General features: G+C 59.0%; 13 protein-coding genes. 9 read left to right on the top strand and 4 right to left on the bottom strand.

Annotation, left to right across the window (positions count from 1 at the left end):
- The first annotated feature begins 1 nt into the window (after window position 1).
- Window positions 2-2,149 (top strand): TonB-dependent receptor, encoded by a 2,148-nt coding sequence (locus ACYP2A_RS07380; RefSeq protein WP_459744055.1) that lies wholly within the window; start codon window positions 2-4, stop codon window positions 2,147-2,149.
- Between the two features lie 17 nt (window positions 2,150-2,166).
- Here the strand turns inward: ACYP2A_RS07380 and ACYP2A_RS07375 are convergent, their stop codons facing one another.
- Window positions 2,167-4,215, bottom strand: a complete 2,049-nt coding sequence (locus tag ACYP2A_RS07375) for a TonB-dependent receptor (RefSeq protein ID WP_459744054.1) — start codon at window positions 4,213-4,215, stop codon at window positions 2,167-2,169.
- A 270-nt stretch (window positions 4,216-4,485) separates the two neighbouring features.
- On the opposite strand from ACYP2A_RS07375, the gene ACYP2A_RS07370 reads away from it, so the two are divergent.
- Complete coding sequence (locus tag ACYP2A_RS07370) at window positions 4,486-5,442, top strand: helix-turn-helix domain-containing protein (RefSeq protein WP_459744052.1); 957 nt, start codon at window positions 4,486-4,488, stop codon at window positions 5,440-5,442.
- Window positions 5,443-5,503: 61 nt separating this feature from the next.
- On the opposite strand, the gene ACYP2A_RS07365 is transcribed toward ACYP2A_RS07370, so the two are convergent.
- A complete protein-coding gene (locus tag ACYP2A_RS07365; RefSeq protein WP_459744166.1) occupies window positions 5,504-7,534 on the bottom strand; it encodes a TonB-dependent siderophore receptor in 2,031 nt (676 codons plus the stop codon).
- Between the two features lie 438 nt (window positions 7,535-7,972).
- On the opposite strand from ACYP2A_RS07365, the gene ACYP2A_RS07360 reads away from it, so the two are divergent.
- The 5 genes from ACYP2A_RS07360 (at window position 7,973) to ACYP2A_RS07340 (ending at window position 13,434) form a co-directional block, all read left to right on the top strand.
- Window positions 7,973-9,598, top strand: a complete 1,626-nt coding sequence (locus ACYP2A_RS07360) for a methyl-accepting chemotaxis protein (RefSeq protein WP_459744051.1) — start codon at window positions 7,973-7,975, stop codon at window positions 9,596-9,598.
- Window positions 9,599-9,669: 71 nt separating this feature from the next.
- The gene (locus ACYP2A_RS07355) at window positions 9,670-9,792 is read left to right on the top strand and encodes a hypothetical protein (protein WP_459744049.1); all 123 of its coding nucleotides are present in this window, start codon (window positions 9,670-9,672) and stop codon (window positions 9,790-9,792) included.
- 72 nt (window positions 9,793-9,864) lie between these two features.
- On the top strand, window positions 9,865-10,047 hold the full coding sequence (locus ACYP2A_RS07350; protein WP_459744048.1) for a hypothetical protein: 183 nt from the start codon (window positions 9,865-9,867) through the stop codon (window positions 10,045-10,047).
- 89 nt (window positions 10,048-10,136) lie between these two features.
- Window positions 10,137-12,332 (top strand): OsmC domain/YcaO domain-containing protein, encoded by a 2,196-nt coding sequence (locus ACYP2A_RS07345; protein ID WP_459744046.1) that lies wholly within the window; start codon window positions 10,137-10,139, stop codon window positions 12,330-12,332.
- A 166-nt stretch (window positions 12,333-12,498) separates the two neighbouring features.
- Window positions 12,499-13,434, top strand: coding sequence for a hypothetical protein (locus ACYP2A_RS07340; protein WP_459744044.1), 936 nt, complete (start codon window positions 12,499-12,501; stop codon window positions 13,432-13,434).
- Between the two features lie 498 nt (window positions 13,435-13,932).
- On the opposite strand, the gene ACYP2A_RS07335 is transcribed toward ACYP2A_RS07340, so the two are convergent.
- A complete protein-coding gene (locus ACYP2A_RS07335; protein ID WP_459744042.1) occupies window positions 13,933-14,172 on the bottom strand; it encodes a hypothetical protein in 240 nt (79 codons plus the stop codon).
- A 219-nt stretch (window positions 14,173-14,391) separates the two neighbouring features.
- Here ACYP2A_RS07335 and ACYP2A_RS07330 point away from each other — a divergent pair, with 219 nt between their 5' ends.
- On the top strand, window positions 14,392-15,138 hold the full coding sequence (locus ACYP2A_RS07330; protein WP_459744040.1) for an outer membrane beta-barrel protein: 747 nt from the start codon (window positions 14,392-14,394) through the stop codon (window positions 15,136-15,138).
- Between the two features lie 84 nt (window positions 15,139-15,222).
- Here ACYP2A_RS07330 and ACYP2A_RS07325 read toward each other — a convergent pair whose 3' ends face one another.
- Window positions 15,223-16,266: an ABC transporter substrate-binding protein gene (locus ACYP2A_RS07325; protein WP_459744039.1), complete on the bottom strand. Its 1,044-nt coding sequence runs from the start codon at window positions 16,264-16,266 to the stop codon at window positions 15,223-15,225.
- 524 nt (window positions 16,267-16,790) lie between these two features.
- Between ACYP2A_RS07325 and ACYP2A_RS07320 the strand changes: the two genes are divergently transcribed.
- Complete coding sequence (locus ACYP2A_RS07320) at window positions 16,791-17,621, top strand: class II aldolase/adducin family protein (RefSeq protein WP_459744037.1); 831 nt, start codon at window positions 16,791-16,793, stop codon at window positions 17,619-17,621.
- Window positions 17,622-17,633: the final 12 nt, after the last annotated feature.

Raw genomic sequence — 17,633 nt, 5'->3', positions numbered from 1 at the left:
CATGTCATCCGTACTGTTTATCCAGCCGTTGCGCCGTCCTCTGGGCTGGCGGGCCAACGTCTTGACCCAGGCCATGGCGCTGGGCTTGTCCAGCCAGATCTGCACCGCCTATGCCGCTGACTATCAACCGGCGCCGCCTTCGCAGGGCATCGAACTGGCACCTATGACGGTCAGCGCGCGGTTGAGCCAGGAGATTGCCAAAGACATCCCGTTCGGCCTCGCGGTGATCGACGCTCAGGCCCTTGAGACCCGCCGCCTGCGCAGCCTGGAAGATGCCTTGCGCACCACGCCGGGGGTGGATGTGAACTCCTGGGGCGGCGCCAATGATGCCAACGTGCGTATCCGTGGCGTCGGTTCGTTGAACCAGATGAGCATGGATGACGGCTCGGTGGTGTTGAACGTGGACGGGGTACCGATGTCGGTACGCAACGCAGCCCTGGCCACGCTCGACGTGCAGCAGGTGGAGGTGCTCAAAGGGCCGCAGGGCACGCTGCTGGGGCGCAACAGCGAGGCAGGGGCGATCAATGTCACCACCCGCAAGCCGACCCGTGAGCTACAAGGCTATGGGCGTGGAGAGGTGGGCAATCAGGGTCAGTTCATGGCCGAAGGCGCCGTGGGCGGACCGTTGACCGACGCGCTGGCGGGGCGTATCGCCGTGCGGCGCAGCGGCTTCGATAACTGGGTCGATGATCGCCAGGACGGCGACCCGCTGACCAGACCCCGTGACCTGGCACTGCGTGGCAGCCTGCTGTGGGACAACGACGAGGGCACCACCGGCCTGCTGACCGCCGAGCGCCAGCGTGCTGAGCACTATGCCGGCCTGGAACTGCTGCGGCCATTTGGCAATCGTCCGGCCCTGGACTACACGCCAGGCACATTCGATGGCAACCAGAAAACCAACGAACGGTACTCTTTCGAACTCAACCACGACCTGGCGCAGTCGCGGATCACGTCGATCAGTGCCTACACCAGCACCGACTTCAATGCGGTCAAGGGTTACGACCGGGATATCACCCAGGCGCTGTACGGCTATCCGTTCCAATACCTGATCGAAGACTCGGCCCATGAGCGGGTCTGGAGCCAGGATTTGCGCCTGGGGTCGCTGGCCGAGGCCGATGTGTTCTGGGTGACAGGGATCAACGCGTCGCGATCCGAGCGCAGTTTCGATTCCGATGACTTCACCAGCGGTGCCCGGCAGATGCGCGGCTTCAGCACCAACAGTTACGCCGCCTATGGTGAGATGACTTACCCGATTGCCGAAGACTGGAAACTCACCACCGGCCTGCGCCATACCTGGGACCGCAAGACCTATGGCGCCGATTATTCCAGTGGCACCGTGCTGATCAGCGACAACCGGCGCTTGCAGGACCACTACAGCACCGGGCGTGTGGCGCTGAGCTACGCGCTGACGCCGCAGACCAATGTGTATGCCGTGCTGTCGCGGGGCTACAAGTCGGCGGGGTTCAACGATTACGCGACATCGATCAAAGACAGCGAACCCTACAAGGCGGCCAGGGTGAATTCCGCCGAACTGGGTTTCAAGCATGAAAGTGCCGGTGGCGACCTCAGCCTGGAAGGGGCGTTGTTCATTACCCGCGTGGAGGACGACCACCTGCTGGGCTATGACTTCAACACCCTGGCGGTCAGTGCAGTGAATGCCGACACCCGCAGCAAGGGCGCCGAGCTGTCGAGCACCTGGCATGTCACCGATGAACTGACGCTGGGCAGTGCCGTGAGCTACACCAATGCGGTGGTGACCTCGGATGCGCCGGGTGTGTCCGGTGGTGACGTGTCCGCAGGCAGTCGCGTACCCGATGTACCGCTGTGGAGTGGCAACTTCAGCGTGGCCTGGCAGAAGAACCTGGATGCCTTTCTCGGGCTGCCAACGCCCCGCCTGAACACCTTGCTCAATTACCGCGTACAGAAAAACCGCCCGGCCGACCCGCAGAACCACTATGACCTCAAGGGCTACGCCAAGCTGGATGTGCACCTTGGGCTGCAGAGTGGCGGCTCGGAGGTTTACCTGTGGGGCGACAACCTGCTGGATGCGCGCTACGACCTGTACGGCTCTTACTCCACCGACCAGGTGCTGACCGGCATGCCGGGGCGCGGGCGTTCGGCGGGGGTGGGGTATAGCTACCAGTTCTGACCCCACACCCCTTCAGGTCAGAACTGATACGTGTAACCCACGCCCAGGGTGCGGCGGCGTGCCGGCGCACCGTAGGCCACCGGGTCACTGTAGAAACCGTAGGTGTCGTAGGTCTGGTTCAGCAGGTTGTCGGCGAAGGCATAGACTTCGCCGAACCGGCTTTCCAGGCCGGCGCGCAGGTCGAGTTTCTCGTAGCTGTCGAGGTTGAAGTGGTTTTGCGGGTCGGCCGCGCGTTCGCCCACCAGGTGATAGTTGAGGCTGGTGTTGAGGGTGGTTTCGCCGAGGCTGGCAAGGGCGCCCAGGGGGTGTTTCCAGCTGGCATTGAGGTTGCCGCTCCAGCGCGGAACATCCGGGGTGCGGTTGCCGGCGGCGACGTCACCGGCCTGGATGCCTTGCACGGCGCTAGTGATCCTGGCGTCGAGGTAGGTGGCGCTGGCGGCCAGGGTCAGGCCGTGGTCGAAGCGCCAGCTGCCTTCCAGTTCGGCGCCACGGGTGCGGGTGTCGGCATTGAAGGCATTGGTGGCGAAGGTCGCCGCGTCGTAGCCCAGCAAGTGGTCGTCGCGCACGCGGGTGAAGAACAGCGCACCGTCGAGGCTGCCACGGCGGTCTTCGGTTTCACTCTTGAAGCCCAGCTCTGCAGCGTTGCTGACGGCAGCCTTGAAGGGTTCGCTGTCGGCGACCTGCGCTGCATAGTCATTGAACCCACCGGATTTATAACCGCGCGCCAGTTGCACGTAGACATTGGTTTGCGCCGTGATGGCGTAGCTCAGGGCGACGCGGCCGGTGCTGTAACCGTCGGTCAGTTTGCGTGAGTCTTGCACCGCACTGCTGTCGGAGAGGTATTGACCATCGTAGGTCTTGCGATCCCGGGAATAGCGGTAGCCGGTGGTGAGTTTCAGGCGCTCGCCGAGCGGGAAGGTGACTTCGCCGTAACCTGCGTAGGTGGTCGTGGTGAAGTCGCGATATCTGGCACTGGAGGTGCCATAGGTATTGCGTGGCGTGTCGTAGCTGCGCTCGTTGCGGCTGGCGGTGATGCCGGCCACCCAGAACACCTCGGCGTCGGGCAGCGAACTCAGGTGCACGTCCTGGCTCCAGCTGCGCTCGAAGGATTTGTCCATCGCCCAGAACTCGCCGGGGGTGCCGTACAGGGCACCCATCAGTTTGCTGTCGTAGGCGATCAGGCCTTCGAAGTCGGCGGTGGAGGTGGCGCTGGTGGACGTCAGGCGGCTGTTGGCAAAGTCGTGATCGACCTTGAGCGTATAGCGCTCGGTGGTCTTGTAGTTGTCGTCGAACAGGCCGGGGGTCAGGTCAAGGCCTGGGTCACTGCCATAGGGGCGTAGCACCAGCGAGTTGGTGGCGCGTTCGGTTTTCTGGCGTTCGGCGCTGACCAGCACATGGGTGTCATCGTCGAGGTCCCAGAGCAGGCTGGCGCGATAGGCTTCGTTACGCGGTCTGGTGATGGGGTGATTGTTCCGGTCGTTGTCGATCCAGCTGTCATAGCCGGCGCGACGTACGGCCAGACGACCGCTGAGGCTGTCACTGACCGGACCGCCGATGGCACCTTCGGTGAGGAACTGACCTTGCTGGCCGACTTCGCCGCGCACATAACCTTCGCGTTCGCGGGTGGGCGCGCGCGTGGTGATATTCACCGCACCAGCCTGGCCAATCGCACCGGACAACGTGCCCTGAGGGCCTTTGAGCACTTCGATGCGATCAACGTCGAGGGTGCCAAAACCGAGGCTGCGCGACGGCACCGGGACGCCGTCGATATTGAACGCCACCGAGCTGTCATCCATCGACATCTGGTAAAGCGAGCCCACGCCACGGATCAATACGTTGAAATCGTTCGGCCCCCCTGAAGAGTTGACATTCACGCCGGCCGTGTTGCGCAGGGCGCTTTCCAGGGTGTCAAGGCGCTGGGTGCGCAGTTGCTCGCCATTGATGACGCTGATGCTGATGGGGACCTCTTTCGGATCTTCCTGTTCGATACGGGCCGTGACCGTCGAAGCCGACAGTTGCAGCGCTTCGCCCGGCGCGGCGGCGAGGGCCGAATTGGCGAGTGTCAAACTCAGAGCCATTGTTATATTATAACGATTGGAGCAGCGTTGACGGGTTGCCGTCGTGTTGCATCGTGCAGACATGAGGGGACCTTGACTTGGAATTCTGATCGGCGCGCGTTGCCGGATGGCAGCGGCGACAGGGCATGGGTTTGCGGCGCAATAGATGCTAATGGTTATCAATTGCATATCTCTACCCCGATATGGTCTGATTCGAGCCGTATCCGGTCAGTCAGGAGATTTACGATGTCAGGTGTTGAAGGAGATGCACGAGAGCCGATGGCTGTTTCGCGAATCATTACGGCAGGCTATGGAAGTGACCTGGGGCCCGGCGCGGTCTGTCGTGTCAGCCGCGTGACGTTGCAAGAGGGGCTGGATATCGTGCGCTGGCAAAGTACGTTCGAACAGCCTGTCGAACTGCCCTTGCAGGACGATAGCGAATGCATTCACTTCAGTTACACCAAGCTGCTCAAGGGCAAGGCCGCGTGCAGCTTTCGGGATGGGCGCCGACAACGGCGTTATACGATTGACGAAGGTTCCGGCAGCATCAGTTTCGGGCGGTGCCGCCATGGCGTTTATCACCAGCATGGCGAAATCGACAACATCACCGTGATGATCCGCCCCGCATTGCTTGCGCAGTGGGACTTGAAACTCGACCCGTTACTCAATCAGGCACTGACCTGCGACCATTGTTTTCTCGATGGCCACCGCAGCGGAGAACTGAGCGCCACCGCGCATATGCTCTGCACGGCGCTGGACCAGGGTGCCAGCCTGCCGATGACCCAGCCGCGCAGCAGCCTGTGGCTGTACGGACAAAGCGTCACCCTGATGAGTCTGTTCCTGGAGTCGCGCCAGGATGCCGAATGCACCTGCCGCGTCAGTCATACCGATCGCCAGCGGCTGATACGTGCCCGTGACCGGCTGCTCGAAGACCTTGGCAAGGCCCCGAGCCTGTCGGAGCTGGCGCGTGAGTCCGGGTTGAGCCAGCCAAAGCTGACACGCGGTTTTCGCCATCTGTTCTCTGACAGCGTCTACGGCGTCTTTCAGCAGGCAAGGATGATTCAGGCGCGCAGTCGCCTGATGAGCGGGGATGAATCGGTGATGCGCATCGCGTCGGACCTTGGCTACGCCAACGCCAGCCATTTCGCCACGGCGTTTCGCAAGCAGTTTGGAATCAATCCATCGATGCTCAAGAATGGCGGCAGGAATTACTCATCGGCTGTGGGAGCGCCATAGGCGGCGTTGTTGCGTGCGTCATGTGCACGGCTTCGAGCCGTGCACATGACAATCGATCGACTTACCAGTTGTAGCTCAGCTTGGCCGTGACTTCGCGGCCAGGGTTATAGAAGTTGGCCGTGCCGGTACCGACCACGTGCTGCTCGTTTGCCAGGTTGGAAACGTTGATTGCCAGGTCGGTGCCTTTGGCGAGTGGATAGTTGAAGGCGGCGTCGAACAGTGTCGTTGCGTCGCTTTTGCCAATGTTCCTTTCGTTAAAGTAATAGGTGCCAATGTAACGAGCCCCCAGGCCAACGCTCATCTTGGTGCCGGGGAAGGTGTAGTAGCTCCACAGCGAAGCCGAATGCCGTGGCGCCGCCGAGAACTCATTGCCCTTGATCGACTCGCCGTCGTACAGCGTTCCACGCCGGACCTCTGATTTCATGTAGGAATAACCGCCGATCAGGCTGATGTCGTTGGTGATTTCAGCCTTGGCTTCAAGATCGAGACCGCGTACCCGGGACTCACCGATGGTTTGCTGTTGAATGATGCCGCTGGGCAGCACAACCGCAATAGAGACATCTTCTTGCGTGAGGTCATAAATGGCCGCCGAAAACAGTGCATTCATGGCCATCGGCGAATACTTCACGCCCAGCTCGTACTGTTTGCCGCGCTCAGGGGTGACGCCGATGGTTGGCGGTGACACCGACTCGACCATGCTGACATAGGTCGAAACTTCGTCGGTAACGATGTAGGTCAGCGCACCGCGGACAGAGGTTTCCGAAAAGTTATCCGACTCTCTGGCCCCGGTAATGTCGGTGCTGGACAGGTCCAGCGAGTCGTTGCGCACACCGCCGGTAACGATGAAGCGTTCATAGAACGACAGGTTCTGCTGCAGGAAGACCGACTTGGTGGTTTCGTCCTGTTTATTGCGGCTGTACGGCACCAGTCCGGCTGGCGCGCCACGGTACACCGGGTTGGCGATATCGATCGGGGTCGTCAGCGCATAGACCGAGGTGTCCTTGGACGACGCATCGCGATACTCGACCCCGACCATCGTGCTGCTGTCGATGTTCTCGAAACGCGCATCGTATTGCAGCATCAGGTTGCCGTTAAGCTGATCGGCTTTGGTGTCGGTACCAAAGGCAAAGCGATCAACCGTGGTGCCGGTGCGTGCGGCGGAATCGCTCAGGTACACATAGCCGAAATTATCGGTCAGCTCGCTGTAACGCAGGTTGCTGCGCAGAACGAAACCATTGTCGAAATCATGGGTGAAGTTGCCGCTGAGGCTGCTGCGCTCGACATCGTGGAAGTTGTAGTCAGGCTCGCCATAGAATTTTTTGCGGCTGTATTCCTTGTCCAGCGGATAACCGCCGCTGTTGGGCGAGCTTTTGGTCTTGAGGTAGTCAAAAATCACCGTGCCGGAAGTATAGGCCGTCGGTGCCCAGGTCAGGCCGCCCATCAGGAACTTGTTATCGTCCTGCGAGTGGTCGTATTCGCGCTCGCTGTCCTGGAACTTGCCGGTGAGTCGGTACGCCAGGGTTTTATCTTCATTCAACGCGTCGCCGACGTCGATGCCGGTCTCGATATGGTCGAAAGAACCATAAGTGACATAGCCTTGACCGAACTTCTCGAAGCGCGGCTTCTTGCTCACGAAGTTCACCGAGCCGCCAGGATCGGCAGGGCCGAACAGCGTGGAGTTGGCCCCGCGCAGCACTTCGACGCGCTCATAGGCAAAAGGCTCTTCACGAACGCCGCGCATCGAACCCAGGGTCATGCCATCGCGATAGGTGGTCGCCTGGAAGCCGCGAATCTTGAAGTAGTCATTGCGGTCATCGGTGCCGTAGTAGTCGGTAAGAACGCCCGGCGTGTATTGCAGTACTTCTTCTGTGGTGCTGGCGCTGCGCTGTTCGATTTCTTTCTGGGTGACGACAGAAACCGAAGCGGGGGTGTTGAGAATGCTGGTGGCAACCTTGCCGCCGACCCAAAGCTCCTGAGCGACCACCGAGTGCGAGTCGTCACTGGCTGCTGCCTGAGAGTTGACGATAATCGGCGCGAGACGATAAGTGCCGTCCTCGGTCATTTCGCTCGCCTCTTGAGCATTTACACCCATAGGAGCGGCCACCAGAGGTGCACACACCAGAACGGCCCTGGTGGCCACACTCCATGGCGCACGGGCAGCAGTCAGTCTGGTTTTGGTATCGGTCATGCTCGAGAATCCCCTTTGATTTAAAAGTGCCTGCTAAAAATTTTTAGGTTTTGTCACATCAATACAAGACGTTAGCGGAGTAATCATATTCTAAAACATACACATGGTGATAATCATTACCATTCATGTCTTTGCAGGCGTTAGTCCGCACGACAGACGGTCCCTTGGCGTCAGAAAATAACTTTCGATTTACGCTCAACCCTTGGAGTGTCGGTGCCGATAGACGTAACAAGGTGTGTCAGGTCTGCTGTTGTCGCGCCTGCGTTATGAAATACGGTCAGTAGTTTTATAACGGTCATCGCAAGGAACGCTCACGCTGACGACTTCGATGAGAATAATTCCATGACCCTTCGAACTATCAATATTGCGCCCCGGGCGTTTCTCGGGTTTGCCTTCATTGCGCTGCTGGTTGTGGTGTTGGGCGCCTTTGCGCTGAACCGCATGTCCCTGATCCGCCAGGCGACCGTCGACATAGAAACCAACTCGCTACCGAGCATAGGGTTTCTTGGGGAGGTCAACGAAGATGTGTTGCGCCTGAGGCTCTTGTCGCTGCGCCTGCTGGTTAACCGTGAGCCTGACATGCTGCAGGAAGGCTATCAGCGCATCACGGAAACGATCAGCCAATTGCAGGTGGCCAAGTCGTCTTACAGCACACTGCCGGCAGAGGCCAACGAGAAAGCCATTTACCAGCAGTTCGACACCACGCTCAGTCAATACTTGAGTCTGTTAAGTGAACAAACGCAGTTGTCGCGCCAGGATAAAGTCGAGGAAGCCCGCGTATTGGTGAACGCCAAAATGCGCGAGGTTGCAGAGTCATTGAATAGCCAGCTCAAGCAGTTGATCAATGTCAACAAGGCCGGTGCTGCCGAGTCGTCGAGAATCGCCGGCGCGCAGTATGACGGTGCAACGGTCGCTATCATTGCTGTTGCGGTGGTGGCCTCGTTAATGACGGTACTCCTTGCCTGGTTGTTGACCCGCAGCATTGTCACGCCCTTGTCGAAAGCCGTGAGCGCCGCACAGCACATTGCGGCGGGTAACCTGACCAGCCCCATCGAGGTGGATGGCAAGGACGAACCGGCCCGTTTGCTCGAAGCGCTGTCGATCATGCAGCAGAACCTGCGCAGCACCATCGAGATGATTTCAGGCTCCGCCACCCAACTGGCGTCAGCCGCAGAAGAGTTGAGCGCGGTGACCGAAGAATCATCGCGTGGCTTGCAGCGCCAGAACGATGAGGTCGAGCAAGCTGCGACGGCGGTCAATGAAATGACCGCTGCGGTGGAAGAGGTGGCGCGCAATGCCGTCTCTACCTCCCAGGCCTCGCAACAGTCCACCGACACGGCACGCCAGGGACGCGACAAGGTGGTACAGACCGTCCAGGCCATTCAGGCCATGACCCAGGATGTGCAGACCACCTCGACCCTGATCGAAGGCCTGGCCGGGCAAGGTCGCGATATTGGCAAGGTGCTGGACGTTATTCGCTCGATTGCCGAACAAACCAACCTGCTGGCGTTGAACGCAGCGATCGAGGCCGCAAGGGCAGGCGAGGCGGGCAGGGGCTTTGCGGTGGTGGCCGATGAAGTGCGTGCGCTGGCACATCGCACCGCGCAATCGACCCGGGAAATCGAGCAGATGGTCGCCGGCATTCAAAGCGGCACCGGCAGCGCCGTGCAGTCCATGGCATTGAACACCAGCCGCACGCAAACCACCCTGGAGCTGGCGCGTGCGGCAGGCGAAGCGCTGGAGCAGATCACCGAGGCTATCTCGACCATCAACGAGCGCAACATGGTGATTGCCAGCGCGTCCGAAGAGCAGGCCCAGGTGTCCCGCGAGGTGGACCGTAACCTGGTGAACATTCGCGATCTGGCCACGCAATCGGCCGCCGGAGCCAACCAGACCAGCGCCGCCAGCCATGAACTGTCGAGACTGGCAGTGGACCTCAACGGCATGGTGGCGCGCTTTGTGATTTGACCTTCCGTTACAGGCGCTTTATATAAAGCGCCTGAACCCCTCGGTAATGGCAGATAACGGCAGGTAATCACATGGGCACTGACTTCGAACCCGAACACGAACACTTGCTCGATCATGAGTTCGCGGCCGACGACCTGGATGACGAAGAGCATGAGGAGGCAGACTCCTTCCTCGACGACGAGTACGACGACTAGTTTTCGTTGCCGCAAAGAGGGCGGTAGCCTGTAAAGTGACCGTTGGTTTATGGATAGACTCAAGGAGCTTCAATGCAAGGCAAGTCGAAGGGTGCAGGGTTGAATCAGATGGTGCTTACCCTGTGCTTTATCGTGTTGGGCGCGTCGTTGAATAGCGCGGGCGTGGTTGGTTTCTGGGGCATGTTTGCGATCATGATGGTGCCCAATGCCGGCTTTTTATTGATGAGAATCCTGCGCCGCACACCGGCAAGCTGAGGGGCCGGTGCCCGAGAACCACAAGACTTCCCTCTGCTAAATCGGGATAATGGCCGCCAATTTGTGTTACGTGGTCATGGTAATCCCGCATGGAAATCAAGGTTAACTTTCTCGACAACCTTCGACTTGAAGCCAAGTTCGACGACTTCACCGTCATTGCCGACCAACCCATTCGCTACAAGGGCGATGGTTCGGCACCGGGGCCGTTCGATTACTTCCTGGCTTCTTCGGCGCTCTGTGCGGCTTACTTCGTCAAGTTGTACTGTGCCACGCGGGATATTCCCACCGACAATATCCGCCTGTCGCAAAACAACATTGTCGATCCGGAAAATCGCTACAACCAGATCTTCAAGATCCAGGTCGAATTGCCCGCCGATATCTCCGACAAAGACCGTCAGGGCATCTTGCGTTCCATCGACCGTTGCACGGTCAAGAAAGTGGTGCAGGCCGGCCCCGAGTTCGTCATCGAAGAAGTCGACGACCTGGACGCCAATGCCGATGCCCTGCTGATGCTCAACCCGGCCTCCGATAACAGCACCTTCATTGCCGGCAAGGACCTGCCGCTGGAGCAGACCATCGCCAATATGTCCGGCATTCTGGCCGGCCTGGGCATGAAGATCGAGATCGCCTCGTGGCGCAATATCGTGCCCAACGTGTGGTCGCTGCATATCCGCGATGCGCATTCGCCGATGTGCTTCACCAACGGCAAGGGCGCGACCAAAGAGGGCGCCCTGGCGTCGGCATTGGGCGAGTTTATCGAGCGGCTCAATTGCAACTTCTTCTATAACGACCAGTTCTGGGGTGAAGACATCGCCAACGCGGCGTTTGTGCACTACCCGGACGAGCGCTGGTTCAAACCTGGCCCTAAAGGCGCGCTGCCAACCGAGATTCTCGACGAATACTGCCTGGAGATTTACAACCCCGACGGCGAGTTGCGCGGCACGCATCTGTACGACACCAACTCTGGCAATGTACAGCGCGGCATCTGTTCGCTGCCGTTTGTGCGTCAGTCAGACGGCGAAGTGGTGTATTTCCCGTCCAACCTCATCGAAAACCTGTACCTCAGCAACGGCATGAGCGCTGGCAACACGCTGGCCGAAGCGCAGGTGCAGTGCCTGTCGGAAATTTTCGAGCGCGCGGTCAAACGTGAAATTCTCGAAAGCGAAATCGCCCTGCCGGATGTGCCGCAAGAAGTGCTGGCCAAGTACCCCGGCATTCTGGCCGGCATTCAGGGGCTCGAAGAACAGGGCTTCCCGGTATTGGTCAAGGATGCGTCGCTGGGCGGGCAGTTCCCGGTGATGTGCGTCACCTTGATGAACCCGCGCACCGGCGGTGTGTTTGCTTCATTCGGTGCGCACCCAAGCTTTGAAGTGGCGCTGGAACGCAGCCTGACCGAATTGTTGCAGGGCCGCAGCTTTGAAGGCCTCAACGATCTGCCCCAGCCGACCTTTGAAAGCCATGCGGTGACTGAGCCGAACAACTTCGTCGAACACTTCATCGACTCCAGCGGTGTGGTGTCGTGGCGTTTCTTCAGTGCCAGATCGGAAGTCGAGTTTGTCGAGTGGGATTTCTCGGGGCAGGGTGAAAACTCCAATGCCGACGAAGCCGCCACCTTGTTTGGCATTCTCGAAGACATGGGCAAAGAAGTGTACATGGCGGTCTATGAGCATATAGGCGCCAAGGCCTGTCGTATTCTGGTGCCGGACTACTCGGAAATTTATCCGGTCGAAGACCTGGTGTGGGACAACACCAACAAGGCGCTGCTGTACCGCGCCGACATCCTTAATCTGCACAGCCTGAGTGATGCCAGCCTGAAAGCGCTGGTCAAGCGTCTGGAAAAGAGCGATCAGGACGATTACACCGACATCACCACGCTGATCGGTATCGAGTTTGACGACAATACGGTCTGGGGTCAGTTGACGATTCTGGAATTGAAACTGCTGATCTACCTGGCCCTGAAGAAGTTCGAAGAGACCAAGGAACTGGTCGAAGCCTTTCTGCAATACAACGACAACACTGTCGAGCGCGGCCTGTTCTATCAGGCCTTGAATGTGGTGCTCGAAGTGCTGCTGGACAACGAACTGGAACTGGACGACTACATCGTCAACTTCCGGCGGATGTTCGGGAATGCGCGTATGGACGCGGTGATGGGCTCGGTAGACGGCAACGTGCGCTTCTTCGGCCTGACGCCGACCAGCATGAAGCTCGAAGGCCTCGACCGGCACCTGCGCCTGATCGACAGCTATAAAAAGCTGCACACGGCGCGGGCTAATAGCGTGATTTGAGCGCGTTAAGCATAGCCACCAAAAAGCACCCTCGGGTGCTTTTTGCCTTTCTGCGGTAAGGCTTTTTAGCCGTAGGTCGATTGCCGATAATATTTTGAAACATCTGCACAGCAGCGGGTCACAACCAGTGATGGACCAATCCTTTTACTGCCAAAGGCCTGCAATCATGATCACACCTGTGCATTACCCCAACTATTCGCCCGACAGGGCCAACCAATCGGGCGTCTCCTGGGCGGCGATTTTCGCCGGTGCCGCTGCGGCGGCCGCCTTGTCGATGATTTTACTGGTACTGGGTGCGGGACTTGGCTTCGCCGCCTCGTCGCCGTGGGCCAATGAAGGCCTCAGTGCCAAAGCGCTGGGTGTGTCAACGATCGTGTGGCTGTTGCTCACGCAAATCCTGGCCTCTGGCCTGGGTGGTTATCTGGCGGGCCGTTTGCGGGTGAAATGGGCCAACTTGCATGGCGATGAGGTGTATTTCCGCGACACCAGCCATGGCTTCCTGGCCTGGGCCGTCGCCTCGCTGGTCACCGCCGTACTGCTGGCCAGCACCGTCGGTGCGACTGCCAGCAGTGTCGTGCAGGCCGGTGGTCAGGCTGCCGGCGCCGTCGTCAGCGCCGGTGGCGCAGCGGCAGCCGGTGCTGCCGCCAATGGCAAAGACGAGGGTGGCTACTTCATCGACAAACTGCTGCGCAGCACAGACCCGGCCCAGGCCAGCCAGACTGACGCCCAGGGTGTCACCAGCCGCATTTTCAACAAGACCCTGGCGGGCGATGCAACGCTGAATGCCGAAGACCGGACCTACCTGGCGCAATTCGTCGCCCAACGTACCAGCCTGACTCAGCAGGAAGCTGAACAGCGCGTGGATCAGGTCTACGCCGAGGCTCGCAAGGCCGCCGAAGACGCCAAGGTTGCGGCCCAGAAAGCCGCCGATACCGCCGCGAAAGTAGCGGCACACACCGCACTCTGGACCTTCGTGGCCCTGCTGTGTGGCGCATTCTTCGCAAGCTTTGCTGCGCTGTTCGGCGGTCGTCAGCGTGACCGTGCACAGTGGATCGAAGACCCGTACGACACCCCGGCGCGTGACCGCGCCACCCTGGGCTGAAACTTGATTGCACCTCACTATTTCCCGGCGGTGTCCGGGTCAGGAGATTAACAATGCGTTCCTTACTCTTGTGGTTTCTCGGCGTGCCTATTCCGGTGATTATTCTGATCGCTCTTTTTATGCATTGATGTGAACAGGCGGGCCTTGAAAGGCCCGCCTTCTTTTTGGTCGTTCTTTTTTGGTAAGGGCAACAGGTCTCATACCGGCGGCTGGCAAGTTCTATGGTTAAATGCGCGACTTTTTGTCGAAACGACGTAGCAACTGAGTTGCAAGCGGAGGATGAAGCGTGAAATTTATTATCACGGACCGATGCACCCGAATTGCCAGAGTCCTGGTTTTAGTCGTCGTCACAGTGCCACTGGTACACGCTCTGATCTGGGAACACGACAAGATTCTCGGGGCACTCAGCTCATTCATGCTGGTAAGCGCCCTGGTTATTCCCTGGTACCGGTATTTTTCAAAGACTGTCGGTGGGATACGTTTTTAACGTCACCACCATTATTCCCCTCTACGAATCGCCCACATCCGCCGACTGACTGCCGCGTCAAACATCCTTTCAAGCGCATCAAGGTCCTTGGCCGTAATCGCCACGCCACAGGCCAGTCCTCGGGTAAAGCCTTCAGCCACCCCGGCAAGCTGGGACATTTCTAGCAGGCCTTCGGCCTTTTCGATCTCGGCCAGGATCGTGGTTGCTTCATTTCTTACCGGGTCGGTCATCACTACGTCAGCAAGCGACATGGGATTCACCTTGTTATCGAATTCATTGAAGAGACTACCAGTACAGCTGTGTGCAGCAAGCGGTAATTGATCCTCGTTCAGGCATTCGTCCAAGGCGAAAAGCGTTGGAGGCACTCTGCTTTTCTGACCTATACGTCAAATTATTTCGAACTTTTTACAAAATCCACGCCTCATAGTGGTGCGTTTATTTCACCACTCAGTCATGGAGACTTTTCATACATGTCCACGCGCAACCTGCTACGTCACACCTGCATCCTGGCCTTGCTGGGTACACCACTGGCTGCCGTAGCTGCGCCCAGCACTGATCCGCTGTTCACCTTCGGTGTGCTGGGCAGCTACGACAAATTCAAATTCGAAGGGGGCGACGAGTCCGATTCCGACCACTTGGGCCAGGGCGGCGTGTTTGCCAACTTCGGCAACAAGATGACCGCAGAATCCGGCTTCGTTTACCAGATCGGTGGTCAGGCCAAGTACGGCGAAAAAGACGATAACAAGCTCAAGGAAGCCCAGGCAGACCTGGACCTGGGCTGGCGCGCGGCGATTGACGCCCGCAATTTCGTCGATGTGATCGTCGGTGGCGGTTACAGCTGGTCGCGCTTCGAGCCGTCGATCAATGGCGTCGATGTCGAGCTGACCAACAAGTCGCCGTTCGCCAAGGCCGCTCTGGGCTACAACCACCAGTTCGACGCTTCGACCCTGCGTGTCGAACTCGGCGCCCGTCGCACCATCGATGGCCGTACCAAGCTGGATGTCGAAGACTTTGGCAGCGACAGCGTTGACCTCAAGGACCGCACCAACCCGTACGCCGAAGTCAGCCTGCTGATGAACCAGAAAGGCGACCTGCCGATTCAGGCCGGTGTTTATTACACCCGCACCGAATACAAGCTGGACGGCGACTCGGAAGTGGCAGACAACACCAAACTCAAACGCGACGAGTTTGGCGTGAAGGTCGGCCTGGCGTTCTAAGCGCGGCTGGCAACGCTGTAACAACAAAAAGCGGATCGTGTTGAACACACGATCCGCTTTTTGCATTCAGGCGGTTTAAAACACTCAGCTGCCTTTCAACGGATTGAACGAGTCCTGGAAGAAGTAATCCTGCCACGACGCCGGTTTGTTCTTGATCGCGCCCACGCGGTTCAGGAATTCGGCCAGTGGGTAGGTGTTCTTCGGCGTGATGGTGAACTGGAACTCGGGCTTGTCGATGATTTTCAGCAGTTCGTCGCGGTCGATCTTGGCCTTGGTTACGCGGATATAGGTATCTGCTGCGGCACCAATGTCTTTTTTAACGAATGCTTCAGCTTCGCTCAGGGCCTCGATGAAGGCCTTGTAGGTCTTGGGGTTCTCGGCGCGGAATTTCTCGGTGGCGAACAATACCGTCGGTGAGTTCGGGCCGAGCAGTTTGTAGGTGTCGAGCACCACGTGCACGTTCGGGTTCTTCAGCAGTGCCTGCTCCTGGAACGGTGGGTTGGAGAAGTGGCCGTTCAGTTCGGTGCCGCCGGCGATCAGGCTGGCGGTGGCGTCCGGGTGCGGCAGGCTGACGGTGTACTTGTCGAGGCGGTTGAATTCCTTGTCGCCCCACAACTGCGCGGCGGCGTATTGCAGGTAGCGCGATTGCACCGAGACACCGACGGCCGGCACGGCGATACGGTCTTTTTCGGTGAAGTCGGCGATGGTCTTGACGTTGGGGTTATTGCTCACCAGGTAGTACGGAAAGTTACCCAGCGAGGCGACAGCCTTGACGTTCTGGCGGTCCTTGGTGCGGTCCCAGATGGTCAGCAGCGGGCCGACACCGGCACCGGCGATATCGATCGAGCCCGACAGCAGCGCGTCGTTGACGGCCGAACCACCCGACAGTTGCGTCCAGTCGACCTTGATGTCCAGGCCATCGGCCTTGCCGTGTTTTTCGATCAGGTTCTGGTCACGCACCACATTGAGCAGCAGGTAAACGATGCCGAACTGTTCGGCAATGCGGATCTCACCCTCGGCCTGAGCGGTGGCAGGCGCCATGACTGCGCCGGCCAGCAGGCTGGTGCAAAGGCCCAGCGTGGTTGCAAGGCGGCTGAGGCGCGGGAAAAAACGGGTGGGTCTGGACATGCAGGCTCCGGTATCTGGCGATGATGGCGTTCGTGGCATGGATCATATAGATATTAAAAAATAAATTTAAATACTTTAAAGGAATATGTATAGGCTCGAACGACAGTCCAGCGTGCAGCCTTTTTATGCTAATACGTAATGAATGCTTTCCAGATAAATGACCATTATTAATATTAGGTTATTCCATTAAAGAATTTCACAGTGGCTGACCCTGCGTTTATGTTCTAGCCAAGGCACCAAAACGATGCGCTCCGATCCCTGTCAGAGCGTGCGCTCAACCCGACCCCTCGCACGGTGGAGGAGAGCAGTGGCCACACACCATGCGAGGGTTTCCGAAGATGAGCACCTGATTTTCATTTCCCCAAGCGCCCGGCACTGCACCGTGCGCTGACCGTCATTAGCCTGACCCCCGATCCGACCCTGAGCACTGTGATCAGTCACTGCACGGCGCACAGCGCTCGCGTTCGCTCTGAATATCGCTCGCCCGTCACGAGCACCCGCCTGAGTAAGAAGAGAGCACCGGCATGAGCCACACACAACCGTATTCCAACAGCCTGCTGAGCCTGCGCCACGACAACAACCGTCTCCAGCTTGAGGCCGTGCCGCGCCACGCCGACCCAGTGCAAGAGCGTCTGCACCGCAAGCAGCGCCTGGCCGCCTCGTATCGGCTGTTTGCCCGCTACGGTTTCGAAGTCGGACTGGCCGGGCATTTCACCGCCCGTGACCCGATCGAACCCGAGCATTACTGGATCAACCCGCTGGGCGTGCCGTTCTCGAAAATCACCGTGTCGCAACTGCTGCGCGTCAACCGCGAAGGCCAGGTGGTGGAGGGCGAGGGCCTGCTCAACGTCAGTGCGCTGGAATTGCACGACGGTATTCAGCAAGCACGGCCCGAAGTGGTCGGCATCGCGCACCTGCATGGTTTTTATGGCCGCACATGGTCGTCGCTGGGGCAACTGTTCGAGCCGATCACCGCTGAATCCGGAGCCTTTATCGAAGACCAGGCGATCTTCCGCCGCCATGACCTGCGCACCGCCAATGGCCTTCTGGACAACGACCGTGACCGGGTGACGGCCGCCTTCGTTGACAGCTTTGCCGGCAATAACCTGCTGTTCTGGCAAAACCACGGCGTGTGGACCGTCGGCGAGAGCGTCGAGAGTGCTGCCTGGCGTTTTATTCTCGCCGAAGACGTGGCGCGCTCGCATTTGCTGGCGCGTGCCGTCGGCGTACCGGTGGTGCCGCAGACCGATCCGGTCAATGCGCAAGGCCGTGCGCGTGGCGAGCTGTTTGCGTGGCTCAACTTTCAGCCGTTGTGGGACGAGATCATCGCCCAGCAACCTGATCTGCTGGACTAAGGCGCATGACTG

The organism is Pseudomonas sp. 3A(2025) (assembly GCF_054589175.1).
The sequence above is the reverse complement of the archived record's forward strand: the minus strand, read 5'-3'. Positions and strand labels throughout refer to the sequence as shown.